The organism is Roseicyclus mahoneyensis, assembly GCF_003148775.1.
GTDB lineage: Bacteria > Pseudomonadota > Alphaproteobacteria > Rhodobacterales > Rhodobacteraceae > Roseicyclus > Roseicyclus mahoneyensis.
The window spans coordinates 247,313-261,619 of record NZ_QGGW01000003.1; the positions used below are offsets into that span (position 1 = coordinate 247,313).

Here is a 14,307-nt window from a genome sequence, read left to right on the forward strand (position 1 = left end):
TGAGCAGGGCGGCATTTCAGACGCGCCGCCCGGGCCCGAGGAAGGACCGCATCCCATGAGCGACCTGCGCAAGATCATCATTGACGGCCATGAGGTCGAGGTGGATCCCGCCATGACCCTGATTCAGGCCTGCGAGGTCGCCGGCATCGAGATCCCGCGGTTTTGCTACCATGAGCGACTGTCCATCGCCGGCAACTGCCGGATGTGCCTTGTCGAGGTCGTGGGCGGTCCGCCCAAGCCCACCGCGTCTTGCGCGATGCAGGTCAAGGATCTGCGCCCCGGCCCCGAGGGGCAGCCGCCTGTCGTCAAGACCAACTCGCCCATGGTCAAGAAGGCCCGCGAGGGCGTGATGGAGTTCTTGCTGATCAACCATCCGCTCGATTGCCCGATTTGCGATCAGGGCGGCGAATGCGACCTGCAAGATCAGGCGATGGCCTATGGCGTCGATTTCTCGCGCTACCGCGAACCCAAGCGGGCGGCCGACAACATGGACCTCGGCCCGCTGGTCGGCACTGCGATGACGCGCTGTATTTCGTGCACCCGCTGCGTTCGCTTCATCACCGAGGTCGCGGGCGTGCCCGAGATGGGCCAGACCGGCCGCGGCGAAGACAGCGAGATCACGAGCTATCTGGGCCAGACGCTGGCCTCCGAGTTGCAGGGCAACATCGTCGATCTGTGCCCGGTGGGTGCGCTGACGTCCAAGCCCTATGCCTTCACCGCGCGGCCATGGGAACTGACCAAGACCGAATCCATCGACGTGATGGATGGGCTGGGGTCCAACATCCGCATTGACACCAAGGGGCGCGAGGTCATGCGCATCTTGCCGCGCAACCATGACGGCGTGAACGAGGAATGGCTGTCAGACAAGTCGCGCTATGTCTGGGACGGCTTGCGCCGCCAGCGACTTGACCGGCCCTATATCCGCGAAAACGGCAAGTTGCGCGCGGCCACCTGGCCCGAAGCGCTGGAGCTTGCGGGGCGCAAGATGAAAGGGGCGGTGAAGCTTGCGGGGTTGATCGGCGATCTGGTCCCCACCGAGGCCGCATTTTCGCTCAAGCAGTTGGTCGAGGGGCAAGGCGGGGTCGTCGAATGCCGCACCGATGGGGCGAAACTGCCTGTGGGCAACCGGTCTGCCTATGTCGGCACGGCCTCGATCGAGGATATCGACGCCGCGAAATACATCATGCTGATCGGCACCAACCCGCGTGCCGAGGCCCCGGTGCTGAATGCACGAATCCGCAAGGCATGGCTGAAGGGCGCGCAAGTAGGCCTGATCGGTGCGGCGGTCGATCTGACCTATGACGTCGCCCATATGGGCACCGACCGCAAGGCCCTTGCCGACCTCGCCGCCCGTGAGTTCGGTGCGGTCAGGGATGTGCCGTCTATCGTGATCGTGGGGCAGGGCGCGCTCCGCGAGGCCGATGGCGCGGCGGTTCTGGCCCATGCCCAAGCCGTGGCGGAAAAGACCGGCTCGGGCCTATTGATCTTGCACACCGCCGCTGGCCGCGTCGGCGCGATGGACGTTGGCGCGACCTGCGAGGGTGGTTTGACCGCCGCGGTCGAGGGCGCGGATGTGATCTACAACCTTGGCGCCGACGAGGTCGACATCGCGCCGGGCGCATTCGTGATCTATCAGGGCAGCCATGGCGACCGGGGCGCGCATCGGGCCGACCTGATCCTGCCTTCCGCCGCATGGACCGAGGAACAGGGTCTTTTCGTCAATACCGAAGGCCGCCCGCAACTGGCGCTGCGTGCAGGCTTCCCGCCGGGCGAGGCCAAGGAAAACTGGGCCATTTTGCGCGCGCTCTCGCCCGAACTGGGCTTGACGCAGCCCTGGAGCACGCTGGCCGAGTTGCGGCGTGCCATGGTCAAGGCCGTGCCGCATCTGGCGATGGTGGACGAGGTGCCGGAAAACGCATGGCAGGCCATGCCGACGGGCGCCCTTGGCAACGCCGATTTCGTCCTTGCCGTTACCGATCATTACCTGACCAACCCGATCACCCGGGCATCGGGGCTGATGGCCGACCTTTCCGCGCGGGCCAAGGCGCGCGCCGAGACCAGGATCGCGGCGGAGTAGGGCCCGTGACGCGGGGCCGCAGTGGTCTGCTGGCCCTTGCGGGCCTCTGCGCCGTTGCTGCCTGCACGGCCCCAGAGGGGCCGCGCCCCGGCAGCATGCCGCCCGCCAGCTATGACGGTGTCCAGACCCGGCTTCTGGACGATGATCTGGTCAATTTCCGGGTCCAGATGACGGGTGTGGCGACCCGCGACGACTTGGACGCTTACGCCCGCTGCGCGGCTGCGCAATACGCCCTCATCCGTGGCTTCGGCTTTGCGCGACATGTCCGCACGAATGTGCAGGAACAGGGTGGCGTTTGGGTCGCAGATGCGGTTTACACCATTTCGCCGGCGCTCCCTCGGGGGTTGCAGACGCTCGACGCCGAAGTCGTGGCGGCCGCATGTGCCGATCAGGGGATACCGACGGTTTAGGGAACGACCCATGGACGGTTTCTTTTCGACCACGCTGGGACTGATGACGATCATGGCGGCGCAGAGCCTTCTGGTGCTCGGCTTTGTCATGATCAGCTTGTTGTTCCTCGTTTACGGTGATCGCAAGATCTGGGCCGCCGTGATGATGCGGCGCGGCCCGAACGTCGTGGGCATTTTCGGCCTGCTGCAGACGGTGGCCGATGCGCTGAAATACGTCGTCAAGGAAGTGGTGATCCCGGCCGGTGCGGACCGCCCCGTCTTCTTGCTCGCTCCCATGACCAGTTTCGTGCTGGCGGTGATCGCCTGGGCGGTCATCCCGTTCAACGAGACTTGGGTGCTGGCCGACATCAACGTGGCCATCCTCTATGTTTTCGCTATGTCCTCGCTCGAGGTCTACGGCGTGATCATGGGCGGCTGGGCGTCGAACTCCAAATATCCGTTTCTCGGCTCGCTCCGGTCTGCGGCGCAGATGATCTCGTATGAGGTCTCCATCGGCCTCATCATCATCGGGGTGGTGATCTCCACCGGCTCGCTCAACTTCGGGGCCATCGTGGCGGCGCAGGATACCGGCTGGGGCCTGTTTGGCTGGTATTGGCTGCCGCACCTGCCGATGGTGTTCCTGTTCTTCATCTCGGCGCTTGCGGAAACAAACCGACCGCCCTTCGACCTGCCGGAGGCGGAATCGGAACTGGTGGCGGGCTATCAGGTCGAATATTCCTCGACCCCGTTCCTGCTGTTCATGGCGGGCGAATACATCGCCATCTTCTTGATGTGCGCGCTGATCACGCTGCTGTTCTTTGGCGGTTGGCTCAGCCCCATCCCCTTCATCCCCGACAGCCCGCTGTGGATGGTGGCCAAGATGGCGTTCTTCTTCTTCCTCTTCGCGATGGTGAAGGCCATCGTGCCGCGCTACCGCTACGACCAGCTGATGCGGCTGGGCTGGAAGGTGTTCCTGCCGATGTCGCTGGGCTGGGTCGTGCTGGTGGCCTTTGCCGCGAAATTCGAACTGTTCGGCGGGGCCTATGCCCGCTGGGCGATCGGGGGGTGACATGAGCCAGATCGACTATACGCGCGCTGCGAAATATTTCCTGCTGGCCGATATCTTCGCCGGCTTCAAACTGGGGATGAAATACTTCTTCGCCCCCAAGGTGACGATCAACTACCCGCACGAAAAGGGGCCGCTTTCCCCGCGGTTCCGGGGCGAGCACGCCCTGCGCCGCTACCCCAACGGCGAGGAACGCTGCATCGCGTGCAAGCTGTGCGAGGCGATCTGCCCCGCGCAGGCCATCACCATCGACGCCGAACCGCGCGAGGACGGCTCACGCCGCACCACGCGCTACGACATCGACATGACCAAGTGCATCTATTGCGGCTTTTGTCAGGAGGCCTGCCCCGTCGATGCCATCGTCGAGGGGCCGAATTTCGAATTCGCCACCGAAACGCGCGAGGAGCTATACTACGACAAGGCCAAACTGCTGGCGAACGGCGACCGATGGGAAGCGGCCATCGCACGCAACCTGGAACTGGATGCGCCCTACCGATGACCGACACCCCCACAAACCCGTTCGAAGCGATGATGCGCCAGGCGCAGGAAATGTCCGAGGCCTGGGTCAAGGCAATCAACCCGGCATTGTCCGGCGTCAGCCCCGGCAGCATGGACAAGTTGTGGCCCACCGTGCCAGCCGAAATGCTGGAGGCCTTTCTCGGCCGCCAGTTCAACCCCGAGGGGCTGGAAGCCAAGACGCGGCTTTTGCTGACGCTTCTGGGTCTCACGATCCAAGGTGCAGTGGCAGAGGCGCAGATCCGGCTGACCGTGCGCCATGCGGTGGCCGCGGGCGCCACCAAGCAGGAGGTGGCCGAGACCATCGGTCTGGCCGCGCTGTTCGGCGGCGTGCCCGCGATGACCAAGGCGATGGAACTGGCGACCGAGGCGCTGGAAGCGGAAGGGAAGGCGTAAGATGACCGTCGCGGATGTCACCTTCTACATGTTCTCGACCGTCATGGTGATCGGCGCGCTGATGACCGTGACCGCGCGCAACCCGGTCCATTCCGTGCTGTGGCTGATCTTGTCCTTCCTGTCGGGTGCGGGTCTGTTCGTGCTGATCGGCGCCGAATTCGTGGCGATGCTGCTCATCATCGTTTATGTCGGCGCGGTTGCGGTGCTGTTCTTGTTCGTGGTGATGATGCTCGACATCGATTTCGCCGCGCTCAAGGCCGAGATGGCGAAATACATGCCGCTGGCGGGCCTGATCGGGATCGTCTTGATGATGCAGCTGGCGCTGGCTTTTGGACCCTGGACCCCGTCCGAGGGAATCGAGACCCGGCTGGCCAGCCCCACGCCCCCGCTTGAGGAGGCGCATAACACGCAGGCTCTGGGTCTGATCTTGTATGACCAGTATTTTCTCGCCTTCCAGATCTCGGGCCTGATCTTGCTGGTCGCGATGATCGGGGCGATTGTGTTGACGCTGCGCCACCGGTCGGACGTCAAGCGGCAAGATGTGGTCGCGCAGATGATGCGTGACCCCAAGACCGCGATGGAGTTGAAGGACGTGAAACCGGGGCAGGGGCTGTGAACATGCGCGGTGCGGCGATTGCGACGGCCGTCTTGATGACCGTGCCACCGGAGATCGCCGGGGCCTGTGTTTTTGATCCGCCGCGCTGCGCGACGGTCGGGGGCGCGGCTTTTCTCCAGCATGTCGAGGGCAATGTCGTCTGGTTCAATGAATGGCGTGACGCCGACCAACTCACGCGGCGCGTGCTGGTCGAATGCACCAGCCGACAGGGCATCATGGTAACCGACCGCCCGGACGATGACGTCCGCCTGCGGCAGGTCGCCGAGGAGTACTTCTACGAGGTCATGACCGACGATGTCCCGCAGACACTGGACCAGATCGTGCGGACCTTGCGGGGCAGGGGTGTCGCGGCGCAGCGGGTCGGCTTGTCGGCCGGGCATTGCGGCTGCGATCTGCCGTCGATCCCGCCGCCGCCGTCTTCTTGCGATTGAAGTCCGAGGCGACGGACAAGACGGGCGCGCAGATCGCGCGTGACAAGACAGACCACCCGGGCCAGACCCCGGTTCGAACGACAAGATGGGGCGCAAGCCCCGGAGGGACGAGATGACGATCGGACTAGAACACTACCTGACGGTGGCGGCCGCACTTTTCGTGATCGGCATCTTCGGGATCTTTCTCAACCGCAAGAATGTCATCGTCATCTTGATGTCGATCGAGTTGATGCTCTTGGCGGTCAACATCAACCTCGTCGCCTTTTCGGCGTTCCTTGGTGATCTGACCGGGCAGATCTTCACGCTCTTCGTGCTGACCGTCGCCTCGGCCGAAGCCGCCATCGGCCTTGCGATCCTTGTGTGCTTCTTCCGCAACCGCGGCACGATCGCGGTCGAAGACGTCTCGAACATGAAGGGCTGAGGCATATGGAAACGATCCTGCTTTTCGCCCCCCTTGTCGGCGCGCTGATCGCGGGCTTCGGCTGGCGCATGATCGGCGAGACCGGCGCGCAGGCCGTGGCCACTGCCATGCTGTTCTTGTCGTGCCTGCTGTCGTGGGTGGTGTTCCTGGGCTTTGATGGCGAGACCTACACGCAGTCGCTGTTCACATGGGTCGAGTCGGGCACGCTGTTCACCGACTGGGCGATCCGCATCGACCGGCTGACGGCGATCATGCTGATCGTGATCACCAGCGTCTCGGCGCTCGTGCACCTGTATTCCTTCGGCTACATGGCGCATGACGACAATTTCAAGGACGGCGAAAGCTACCGGCCGCGGTTCTTTGCCTACCTGTCGTTCTTCACCTTCGCCATGCTCATGCTGGTCACCGCCGACAACCTGTTGCAGCTGTTTTTCGGCTGGGAAGGGGTGGGGGTCGCGTCCTACCTCCTGATCGGCTTCTATTTCCGCAAGCCGTCGGCGGGCGCTGCCGCGATGAAGGCCTTCATCGTGAACCGGGTCGGCGATTTTGGCTTCCTTCTGGGCATCTTCGCCCTGTTCTGGCTGACGGATTCGATCCAGTTCGACGTGATCTTGCCCATGGGGCCCGAACTGGCGGGAATGACCCTCTCCTTCCTCGGGATGGAGATGAACGCGGCTGAAACCATCGCCTTCTTGCTGTTCATCGGCGCGATGGGCAAATCTGCGCAGCTGTTCTTGCACACCTGGCTGCCCGACGCGATGGAGGGGCCGACGCCGGTGTCGGCGCTGATCCATGCCGCGACGATGGTGACGGCGGGTGTGTTTCTGGTCTGCCGCATGTCGCCGGTGATCGAATACGCGCCCACAGCGGGCAATTTCATCATCATCGTGGGCGCGCTGACGGCCTTTGTGGCCGCGACCATCGGTCTGGTGCAAAACGACATCAAGCGCGTGATCGCCTATTCGACCATGTCGCAGCTGGGCTACATGTTCGTCGCGGCCGGCGTGGGCGTCTATTCGGTGGCGATGTTCCACCTGTTCACCCACGCCTTCTTCAAGGCGATGCTCTTCCTTGGTGCAGGTTCGGTCATCCACGCGATGCATCACGAGCAGGACATGCGGAACTATGGGGGCTTGCGCAAAAAGATCCCCATGACCTTCGCCGCCATGATGATCGGCACGCTGGCCATCACCGGCGTCGGCATCCCGACCACCTATTTCGGCTTCGCGGGCTTTTTCTCCAAGGATGCGGTGGTGGAAAGCGCCTTCGCCTTCGGGGGCGATCTGGGTCAGTTCGCCTTCTGGGCGCTGATCGTGGCGGCGGTGTTCACCAGCTTCTATTCCTGGCGGCTGATGTTCCTCACCTTCTTTGGCAAGGCGCGCGGCAACAAGCACACGCATGAGCACGCGCACGAAAGCCCGTGGACGATGCTGGCGCCCTTGGGCCTGCTGGCTGTCGGGTCGGTCTTTGCGGGCGTGGTTTGGTACAATTCCTTCTTCGGGCACACCAATGACGTCGCGCGGTTCTTTGGCGTGCCCTACGCCGTCGAGGACCATTCGGACGAGGCGCAGGTCGATGAGCCGGCCGAGGGCGACGCCGCCGCCGTTGCCGATGGCGATCAAGGCTACTCCCACTACGTCTTCACCGGAGCGCCGGGCGAGGGGGCGATCCACGCGGCCCCCGACAACAACATCCTGAACGAGGCCCACGAGGTGCCCTATTGGGTCAAGTGGAGCCCCTTCCTTGCCATGGCTCTGGGCTTTGCCGTGGCCTTCTGGTTCTACATCGTGAATCCGTCGCTGCCCAAGCGTCTGGCCGCGAACCAGCGTCCGCTCTACCTGTTCCTGCTGAACAAATGGTATTTCGACGAGATGTTCGATTTCCTCTTTGTCCGTCCGGCGCGCTGGCTGGGGCGCATGCTTTGGAAAGGCGGCGATGGCGCGATCATCGACGGCGGGATCAACGGGCTGGCGCTTGGCATCATCCCGTTCTTCACCCGCCTCGCGGGCCGGGCGCAGACCGGCTACATCTTCACCTATGCCTTTGCCATGGTTCTGGGGATCGTCGTCCTCGTCACCTGGGTCACGCTGCGTGCGGGGGGCTGAGAGACACCCATGGACAACCTACTTTCCATCGTCACCTTCCTGCCGATCGTCGCGGCGCTGATCCTTGGCGTGTTCTTGCGCGGCGAGGATGCGGCGGCGCAACTCAACGCCAAGCGGCTCGCGCTGGCCGCGACGACGGCGACCTTCCTGATCTCGCTGGCGATCTTGGTCGAGTTTGATCCGGGCGACACCGGCTTTCAGCTGGTCGAGGAAAGCCCATGGCTGTTTGGCCTGACCTACAAGGTGGGCGTGGACGGCATTTCGGTCCTGTTCGTGCTGCTGACCACGTTCCTCATGCCGATCACGATTGCCTCGTGCTGGGGCGTCACGCATCGCGTGAAGGAATACATGATCGCCATGCTGGTGCTGGAAACGCTCATGCTGGGCGTATTCGTGGCGCTGGATCTGGTGCTGTTCTACCTGTTCTTCGAGGCGGGCCTGATCCCGATGTTCCTGATCATCGGCATCTGGGGCGGCAAGGACCGCATCTATGCCTCGTTCAAGTTCTTTCTCTACACCTTCCTCGGCTCCGTCCTCATGCTGGTCGCCATGATCGCCATGTATGTCGAGGCCGGCACGTCCGATATCGAGCTGTTGCTTGCCCACCAGTTCGATGCCGGTCCGATCAGCCTGCTGGGCTGGCAGATCGCGGGTGGGATGCAGACGCTGCTCTGGCTCGCCTTCTTCGCCAGTTTCGCGGTCAAGATGCCGATGTGGCCGGTGCACACTTGGCTGCCCGATGCCCACGTTCAGGCGCCCACGGCCGGGTCGGTCGTGCTGGCGGCGATCTTGCTCAAGATGGGCGGCTACGGCTTCTTGCGCTTTTCGCTGCCGATGTTCCCCGTCGCCTCGGACATCATGGCGCCGCTGGTGCTGTGGCTGAGTGTCATCGCCATCATCTACGCGAGCCTTGTCGCCATGGTGCAAGACGACATGAAAAAGCTCGTCGCCTATTCGTCCGTCGCGCATATGGGCTTTGTCACCATGGGGATCTTTGCCGCCAACCAGCAGGGCGTGGATGGTGCGATCTTCCAGATGATCAGCCACGGCTTCATCTCGGGCGCGCTGTTTCTGTGCGTGGGCGTGATCTATGACCGGATGCACACCCGCGACATCGACGCCTATGGCGGGCTTGTCGTGCGGATGCCGGCCTATGCGGCGATTTTCATGCTCTTCACCATGGCCAATGTCGGCTTGCCCGGCACATCGGGCTTTGTCGGCGAATTCCTGACGCTGATCGGTGTGTTCCAGGTCAACACATGGGTCGGCGTTCTGGCCTGCACGGGCGTGATCTTGTCGGCGGGCTATGCGCTGTGGCTCTACCGTCGGGTCGTGTTCGGCGACCTGATCAAGGAAAGCCTGAAATCCATCACCGACATGACCGGCCGCGAAAAGGCGATCTTTGCACCGCTCATCATCATGACCCTGCTTTTGGGCGTCTACCCAAGCCTTGTAACCGATATGATCGGTCCCTCGGTCGAGGCGCTCGTCTCCTCCTACGACATCGCTGTCGCGGCGCACGCCGCCGACACGATGGTCGCCGCAAACAACTGAGGTGATCCGATGATCGGTCCCGACCTAGCCATCCTGATCCCCGAGATCGTGCTCACGCTGTTCTCGCTCGGCGCACTTCTGGCGGCGGTCTACACGTCCAAGGACGGGGTGGCTGCCACGCTGACCTGGGGCACGGCGCTCGTCTTCGTCATCATGGCCTTCTACATCGGGGTCACGGGCGAAGGCGTGCGCGTTGGTTTCAACGGCGGCTTCGTCGATGACGGGTTCGCGCGCTTCGCCAAGATCACCATCTTGCTCTCGGCCGCCGCCATTCTCGCGCTGAGTGTCGACTACATGCAAAAGGCCGATCTTCTGCGGTTCGAATACCCGATCCTCGTGACCCTTTCGGTGATCGGGATGATGGTCATGGTCTCGTCGGGCGACCTGATCGTGCTCTACCTCGGGCTCGAACTGCAATCGCTGGCGCTTTACGTCATTGCCTCGCTGCGCCGTGACAGCGTGCGCTCGACGGAGGCCGGGCTGAAATACTTCATCCTCGGCGCGCTGTCCTCGGGCCTCCTGCTTTATGGCGCGTCGCTGGTCTATGGCTACTCGGGCACCACGATCTTCTCGGGCATCATCGTGACTGCGACCGAAGGCGAGATGTCCATTGGCTTGCTGATCGGCCTCGTGTTCCTGATCTCGGGCCTTGCCTTCAAGGTCTCTGCCGCGCCCTTCCACATGTGGACCCCCGATGTCTACGAAGGCGCACCGACGCCTGTAACTGCCTTCCTCGCCACGGCACCCAAGGTCGCGGCCATCGCGCTGTTCGCGCGCGTGGTCCATGATGCTTTTGGCGGCGCTGTCGGCGACTGGCAGCAGGTCGTGGCGGTGCTGGCCGTGCTGTCGATGTTCCTCGGCTCGATCGCCGCGATCGGGCAGACCGACATCAAGCGCCTGATGGCCTATTCGTCGATCGGGCACATGGGTTTTGCGTTGATGGGGCTGGCGGCGGGCACCGAACAGGGTGTCGAGGCGATGCTGATCTACATCGCCATTTACGTCACCATGAACATCGGCACTTTCGCCTTCATCTTGTCGATGGAAAAGGATGGCCGCCATGTGACCGACATTAGCGCGCTGTCGTCTTACGCCAGCCGCGAGGGGGGCAAGGCGCTGGCGCTCTTGGTCTTGATGTTCAGCCTTGCGGGCGTGCCGCCTCTGGTGGGCTTTTTCGGCAAATACGCCGTCCTTTGGGCCGCGGTCGAGGCCGACATGGCGTGGCTGGCCATCGCGGGCGTCATCGCCTCGGTGATCGGGGCCTATTACTACCTGCGCATCGTCTACCTGATGTATTTCGGCGAAGACCGGGAGGGGCTGGATGGGCGCATGGGCGTGGTGCAATACGCGGGCCTGATGGCGATGGCGGCCCTGATCGCGCTGGCCTGGCTGCCGGGGATCAACCTGATGGGGCTGGAAGGCATGGCCGCGGCCGCCGCCGAAACCCTTGTGCGCTGACCCTGTCGCCTGGCCCGAGGGTGTGGGCCGGGTGATCCTTCAGACGACCGACAGCACGATGGCCGAGGCCGCGCGCCGCGCGCCGGACCTGATGGGCCCTACATGGATCTGCGCGCTGGACCAGACCGCCGCGCGCGGGCGGCGGGGTCGGCCTTGGGTCAACCCGCAGGGCAATTTCGCGGCCTCGCTGGTGTTGCGCCCCGAGGGCCTGCCAGCGCAGGCCGCGCTCAGGTCCTTTGTCGCGGCGCTGGCCTTGCGCGACGCGCTGGCCGCTGTCACCGGTCGCCCCGAGGCGCTGGGGCTGAAATGGCCCAATGACGTGCTGCTGAAGGGAGGTAAGGTCGCGGGCATCTTGCTGGAAAGCACCGGGCTGGGCGGGCGGATCGACCACCTTGTCATCGGCATCGGCGTAAACCTTGTGGCTGCCCCTGCGGCGACCGAGGTGGAACCGGGCGCCGTTGCCCCCGTCAGCCTTGCCGCAGAAACCGGCACAACCATCGCGCCCGAGGATTTTCTGAACCAGCTTGCGCCGGCCTATGACCGCTGGGAACGGGCCTTTGCCGCCGATGGCTTTGCCCCGATCCGAACGGCCTGGTTACAAGGCGCGACGCGACTGGGCCAGACCCTGATCGCGCGCACCGCCCGCGACGAGATCACCGGAACCTTCACCGACGTGGACAGCGACGGGCAACTCGTGCTGGAAACGGCACAGGGCCCAAGGCGCATCGCCGCGGCCGACATCTTCTTCTGAGCGGGGGGGCGGGGCCCATGCTTTTGTGCATCGACTGCGGCAACACCAATACGGTCTTCAGCGTCTGGGATGGGACAAGGTTCCTGTGCACATTGCGCACATCGACGGAACACCAGCGCACAGCGGACCAGTATTTCGTCTGGTTCGCGGCGCTGATGGCGCATCACAAGATCCCGGTCGAGATCACGGAATGCATCTTGTCTTCGACTGTGCCGCGCGTGGTCTTCAACCTGCGCGTCTTGTGTGACCGCTATTTCGACTGCCGCCCGCTGGTGGTGGGCAAGCCAGACTGCCTGCTGCCGCGCCCGCCCCGCGTCGATCAAGGCACGCAGGTCGGGCCAGACCGGTTGGTGAACACCGCAGGCGCGCATGACCGGCATGGCGGCGACCTGATCGTGGTCGATTTCGGCACCGCCACCACCTTTGACGTGGTGGCCCATGACGGGGCCTATGTCGGCGGCGTCATCGCGCCGGGCGTCAACCTGAGCCTCGAGGCGCTGCACCATGCCGCGGCCGCGCTGCCGCATGTCGATGTCTCCAAGCCGCAGCAGGTGATCGGCACCAACACGGTGGCCTGCATGCAATCGGGCGTGTTCTGGGGCTATATCGGACTGGTGCGCGGCATCTGCGACCGCATCCGGGGCGAATACGACCGGCCCATGCGGGTGATTGGCACCGGGGGGCTTGCATCGTTGTTCTCGCAGGGCGATGTGCTATTTGACGGGGTCGAAGATGACCTCACCATGCATGGCCTGACGGTCATCCACCAATACAACAAGGACCAAGGCGTCATATGACTGACCGGAACCGGCTGATCTACCTCCCCCTCGGTGGCGCGGGGGAGATCGGGATGAATTGCTACGTCTACGGCTACGGCCCCGCAGGCAAGGAACGCCTGATCGTCGTCGACCTCGGCGTATCCTTTCCCGACATGGACGGCACCCCCGGTGTCGATGTCATCATCCCCGATGTCGCGTGGCTGGAAGCGCGGCGTGACCGCATCGACGGCATCTTCATCACCCATGCCCATGAGGATCATGTGGGCGCGGTGGGGCATTTGTGGGGGCGGCTTCAGGCCCCCGTGCATTGCCGCCGCTTCACCGCCATCCACGCCATGCGCAAGCTGGAAGAGGCAGGCCACGACATCGCGCAGGTACGCGTCGCGCCCGTGTGGCCCGAGGCCGTCACCGCCGGCCCCTTCACCGTGCAATTCACCCCCGTCAGCCACTCGATCCCCGAGGCCTCCGCTCTGGTGATCGACACGCCCGCGGGCCGCGTCGTGCATTCGGGCGATTTCAAGATCGACCGTGACCCGGTGGTGGGCGAGCCCTTTGACGAGGAGATGTGGCGCCAGATCGGGCAGGACGGTGTGGTGGCCTACATCTGCGATTCGACCAACGTCTTCAGCCGCCACCCCGGCCGGTCCGAAAGCCAGCTTCCCGAACCCATCGGAGAGCTGATCGCGGGGGCCAAGGGGTTGGTCGTGGCCACGACCTTTGCCTCCAACATCGCGCGGCTCAAGACGCTGGCCGACGCGGGCATGGCCAACGGCCGCTCTATCTGCCTGATGGGACGCGCGATGAAACGGATGGTGGGCGCGGCGACCGAGGCGGGTGTCTTGACGAATTTCCCGCGCACGCTGTCGCCCGAGGAAGCGACCGACGTGCCGCGCGAGAACCTGATGCTGATCGTGACCGGATCGCAGGGCGAACGGCGCGCGGCTTCGGCCGCGCTCAGCCGGTCCAGCTATCTCGGCCATGAAATGAAGGAGGGGGACATGTTCTTGTTCTCCTCCAAGACCATTCCGGGCAACGAGGTGGGTGTCGCCCGCATCAAGAACGCGCTGGCCGAAAAGGGCGTCGATGTGATCGACGACAGCCACGGCTTCTACCATGTCTCGGGCCATGCCAACCGCCCCGACATCGAGGCGATGCACGACATCTTGCGCCCGCGCATCGTGATCCCCTGTCACGGCGAATACCGCCACCTGCGCGAACACGCGCAACTGGCGCTGGCCAAGGGGATGGCGGGCATCATTGCCGCCAATGGCTCCATGGTGGAGCTGTCGGGAAATGCGCCGGGCATCGTGGACTATATCGAGGTGTCCAAGACCTATCTCGACGGCACGGCCTTTGTCGGCGCGCTCGATGGCGTGATCCGCGACCGGATGAAGCTGGCGCTGAACGGGCTGGTGGCGGTGGCGCTGATCGTTGACGAGGATGATCTGCTGCTTGAAGACAGTTGGGTCCAGTTGCGCGGCCTGCCCGAACTGACGAACGGCGGCGCCGATCTGGCCGAGATGATCGAGGATGAACTGGCCAGCGCCATGCCGCGGTTCAACGCCAAGACGGTCAATGACGACGACAAGCTGGAAGAGGCGGTACGCCGCGTCATCCGACAGGTCTGCATGACCGAGATCGGCAAGAAGCCCGAGGTGGCGGTGCTGATCTCGCGGCTGATGGCCGCCTGACGGCATCGAAATAAAGGCGCACGGGCGCAGATCGGTCGTGCGGATTGAGTGTAAAGA

14 protein-coding genes are annotated in these 14,307 nt (G+C 64.0%); all 14 read left to right on the forward strand.

Annotation, left to right across the window (positions count from 1 at the left end):
• Positions 1–55: 55 nt before the first annotated feature.
• Positions 56–2,077 (forward strand): NADH-quinone oxidoreductase subunit NuoG, encoded by a 2,022-nt coding sequence (gene nuoG / locus C7455_RS08340; RefSeq protein ID WP_109667286.1) that lies wholly within the window; start codon positions 56–58, stop codon positions 2,075–2,077.
• 5 nt (positions 2,078–2,082) lie between these two features.
• Positions 2,083–2,487 (forward strand): hypothetical protein, encoded by a 405-nt coding sequence (locus C7455_RS08345; protein WP_109667288.1) that lies wholly within the window; start codon positions 2,083–2,085, stop codon positions 2,485–2,487.
• 10 nt (positions 2,488–2,497) lie between these two features.
• Positions 2,498–3,535, forward strand: a complete 1,038-nt coding sequence (gene nuoH / locus C7455_RS08350; protein WP_109667290.1) for an NADH-quinone oxidoreductase subunit NuoH — start codon at positions 2,498–2,500, stop codon at positions 3,533–3,535.
• 1 nt (position 3,536) lies between these two features.
• Positions 3,537–4,031: an NADH-quinone oxidoreductase subunit NuoI gene (gene nuoI / locus C7455_RS08355; protein WP_109667292.1), complete on the forward strand. Its 495-nt coding sequence runs from the start codon at positions 3,537–3,539 to the stop codon at positions 4,029–4,031.
• Positions 4,028–4,444 carry a carboxymuconolactone decarboxylase family protein gene (locus C7455_RS08360; RefSeq protein WP_109667294.1) on the forward strand — a complete coding sequence of 139 codons (417 nt, stop codon included), beginning with the start codon at positions 4,028–4,030 and terminating at the stop codon, positions 4,442–4,444. Before nuoI ends, C7455_RS08360 begins: the two co-directional genes overlap by 4 nt.
• 1 nt (position 4,445) lies before the next feature.
• A complete protein-coding gene (locus C7455_RS08365) occupies positions 4,446–5,060 on the forward strand; it encodes an NADH-quinone oxidoreductase subunit J (protein WP_109667295.1) in 615 nt (204 codons plus the stop codon).
• Positions 5,061–5,095: 35 nt separating this feature from the next.
• The gene (locus tag C7455_RS08370) at positions 5,096–5,491 is read left to right on the forward strand and encodes a hypothetical protein (RefSeq protein ID WP_146199960.1); all 396 of its coding nucleotides are present in this window, start codon (positions 5,096–5,098) and stop codon (positions 5,489–5,491) included.
• 112 nt (positions 5,492–5,603) lie between these two features.
• On the forward strand, positions 5,604–5,912 hold the full coding sequence (gene nuoK, locus C7455_RS08375; protein WP_109667298.1) for an NADH-quinone oxidoreductase subunit NuoK: 309 nt from the start codon (positions 5,604–5,606) through the stop codon (positions 5,910–5,912).
• A 5-nt stretch (positions 5,913–5,917) separates the two neighbouring features.
• The gene (nuoL, locus tag C7455_RS08380) at positions 5,918–8,017 is read left to right on the forward strand and encodes an NADH-quinone oxidoreductase subunit L (RefSeq protein WP_109667300.1); all 2,100 of its coding nucleotides are present in this window, start codon (positions 5,918–5,920) and stop codon (positions 8,015–8,017) included.
• Between the two features lie 9 nt (positions 8,018–8,026).
• Positions 8,027–9,571 (forward strand): NADH-quinone oxidoreductase subunit M, encoded by a 1,545-nt coding sequence (locus C7455_RS08385; protein ID WP_109667302.1) that lies wholly within the window; start codon positions 8,027–8,029, stop codon positions 9,569–9,571.
• 9 nt (positions 9,572–9,580) lie between these two features.
• Complete coding sequence (nuoN, locus tag C7455_RS08390) at positions 9,581–11,029, forward strand: NADH-quinone oxidoreductase subunit NuoN (RefSeq protein ID WP_109667303.1); 1,449 nt, start codon at positions 9,581–9,583, stop codon at positions 11,027–11,029.
• A 31-nt stretch (positions 11,030–11,060) separates the two neighbouring features.
• Positions 11,061–11,780, forward strand: coding sequence for a biotin--[acetyl-CoA-carboxylase] ligase (locus C7455_RS08395; RefSeq protein WP_281269406.1), 720 nt, complete (start codon positions 11,061–11,063; stop codon positions 11,778–11,780).
• A 17-nt stretch (positions 11,781–11,797) separates the two neighbouring features.
• Complete coding sequence (locus C7455_RS08400) at positions 11,798–12,577, forward strand: type III pantothenate kinase (RefSeq protein ID WP_109667307.1); 780 nt, start codon at positions 11,798–11,800, stop codon at positions 12,575–12,577.
• Positions 12,574–14,250 (forward strand): ribonuclease J, encoded by a 1,677-nt coding sequence (locus C7455_RS08405; protein ID WP_109667308.1) that lies wholly within the window; start codon positions 12,574–12,576, stop codon positions 14,248–14,250. Before C7455_RS08400 ends, C7455_RS08405 begins: the two co-directional genes overlap by 4 nt.
• The last annotated feature ends 57 nt before the right edge of the window (positions 14,251–14,307 follow it).

What these genes read in the sequence shown, in the direction of transcription:
- C7455_RS08405 (WP_109667308.1), top strand. Translation starts at nt 12,574, where the DNA reads ATGACTGACCGGAACCGGCTGATCTACCTCCCCCTCGGTGGCGCGGGG.
- nuoL (WP_109667300.1), top strand. Translation starts at nt 5,918, where the DNA reads ATGGAAACGATCCTGCTTTTCGCCCCCCTTGTCGGCGCGCTGATCGCG.
- nuoI (WP_109667292.1), top strand. Translation starts at nt 3,537, where the DNA reads ATGAGCCAGATCGACTATACGCGCGCTGCGAAATATTTCCTGCTGGCC.
- nuoN (WP_109667303.1), top strand. Translation starts at nt 9,581, where the DNA reads ATGATCGGTCCCGACCTAGCCATCCTGATCCCCGAGATCGTGCTCACG.
- nuoG (WP_109667286.1), top strand. Translation starts at nt 56, where the DNA reads ATGAGCGACCTGCGCAAGATCATCATTGACGGCCATGAGGTCGAGGTG.
- nuoK (WP_109667298.1), top strand. Translation starts at nt 5,604, where the DNA reads ATGACGATCGGACTAGAACACTACCTGACGGTGGCGGCCGCACTTTTC.
- C7455_RS08360 (WP_109667294.1), top strand. Translation starts at nt 4,028, where the DNA reads ATGACCGACACCCCCACAAACCCGTTCGAAGCGATGATGCGCCAGGCG.
- C7455_RS08400 (WP_109667307.1), top strand. Translation starts at nt 11,798, where the DNA reads ATGCTTTTGTGCATCGACTGCGGCAACACCAATACGGTCTTCAGCGTC.
- C7455_RS08385 (WP_109667302.1), top strand. Translation starts at nt 8,027, where the DNA reads ATGGACAACCTACTTTCCATCGTCACCTTCCTGCCGATCGTCGCGGCG.
- C7455_RS08365 (WP_109667295.1), top strand. Translation starts at nt 4,446, where the DNA reads ATGACCGTCGCGGATGTCACCTTCTACATGTTCTCGACCGTCATGGTG.
- nuoH (WP_109667290.1), top strand. Translation starts at nt 2,498, where the DNA reads ATGGACGGTTTCTTTTCGACCACGCTGGGACTGATGACGATCATGGCG.
- C7455_RS08370 (WP_146199960.1), top strand. Translation starts at nt 5,096, where the DNA reads ATGACCGTGCCACCGGAGATCGCCGGGGCCTGTGTTTTTGATCCGCCG.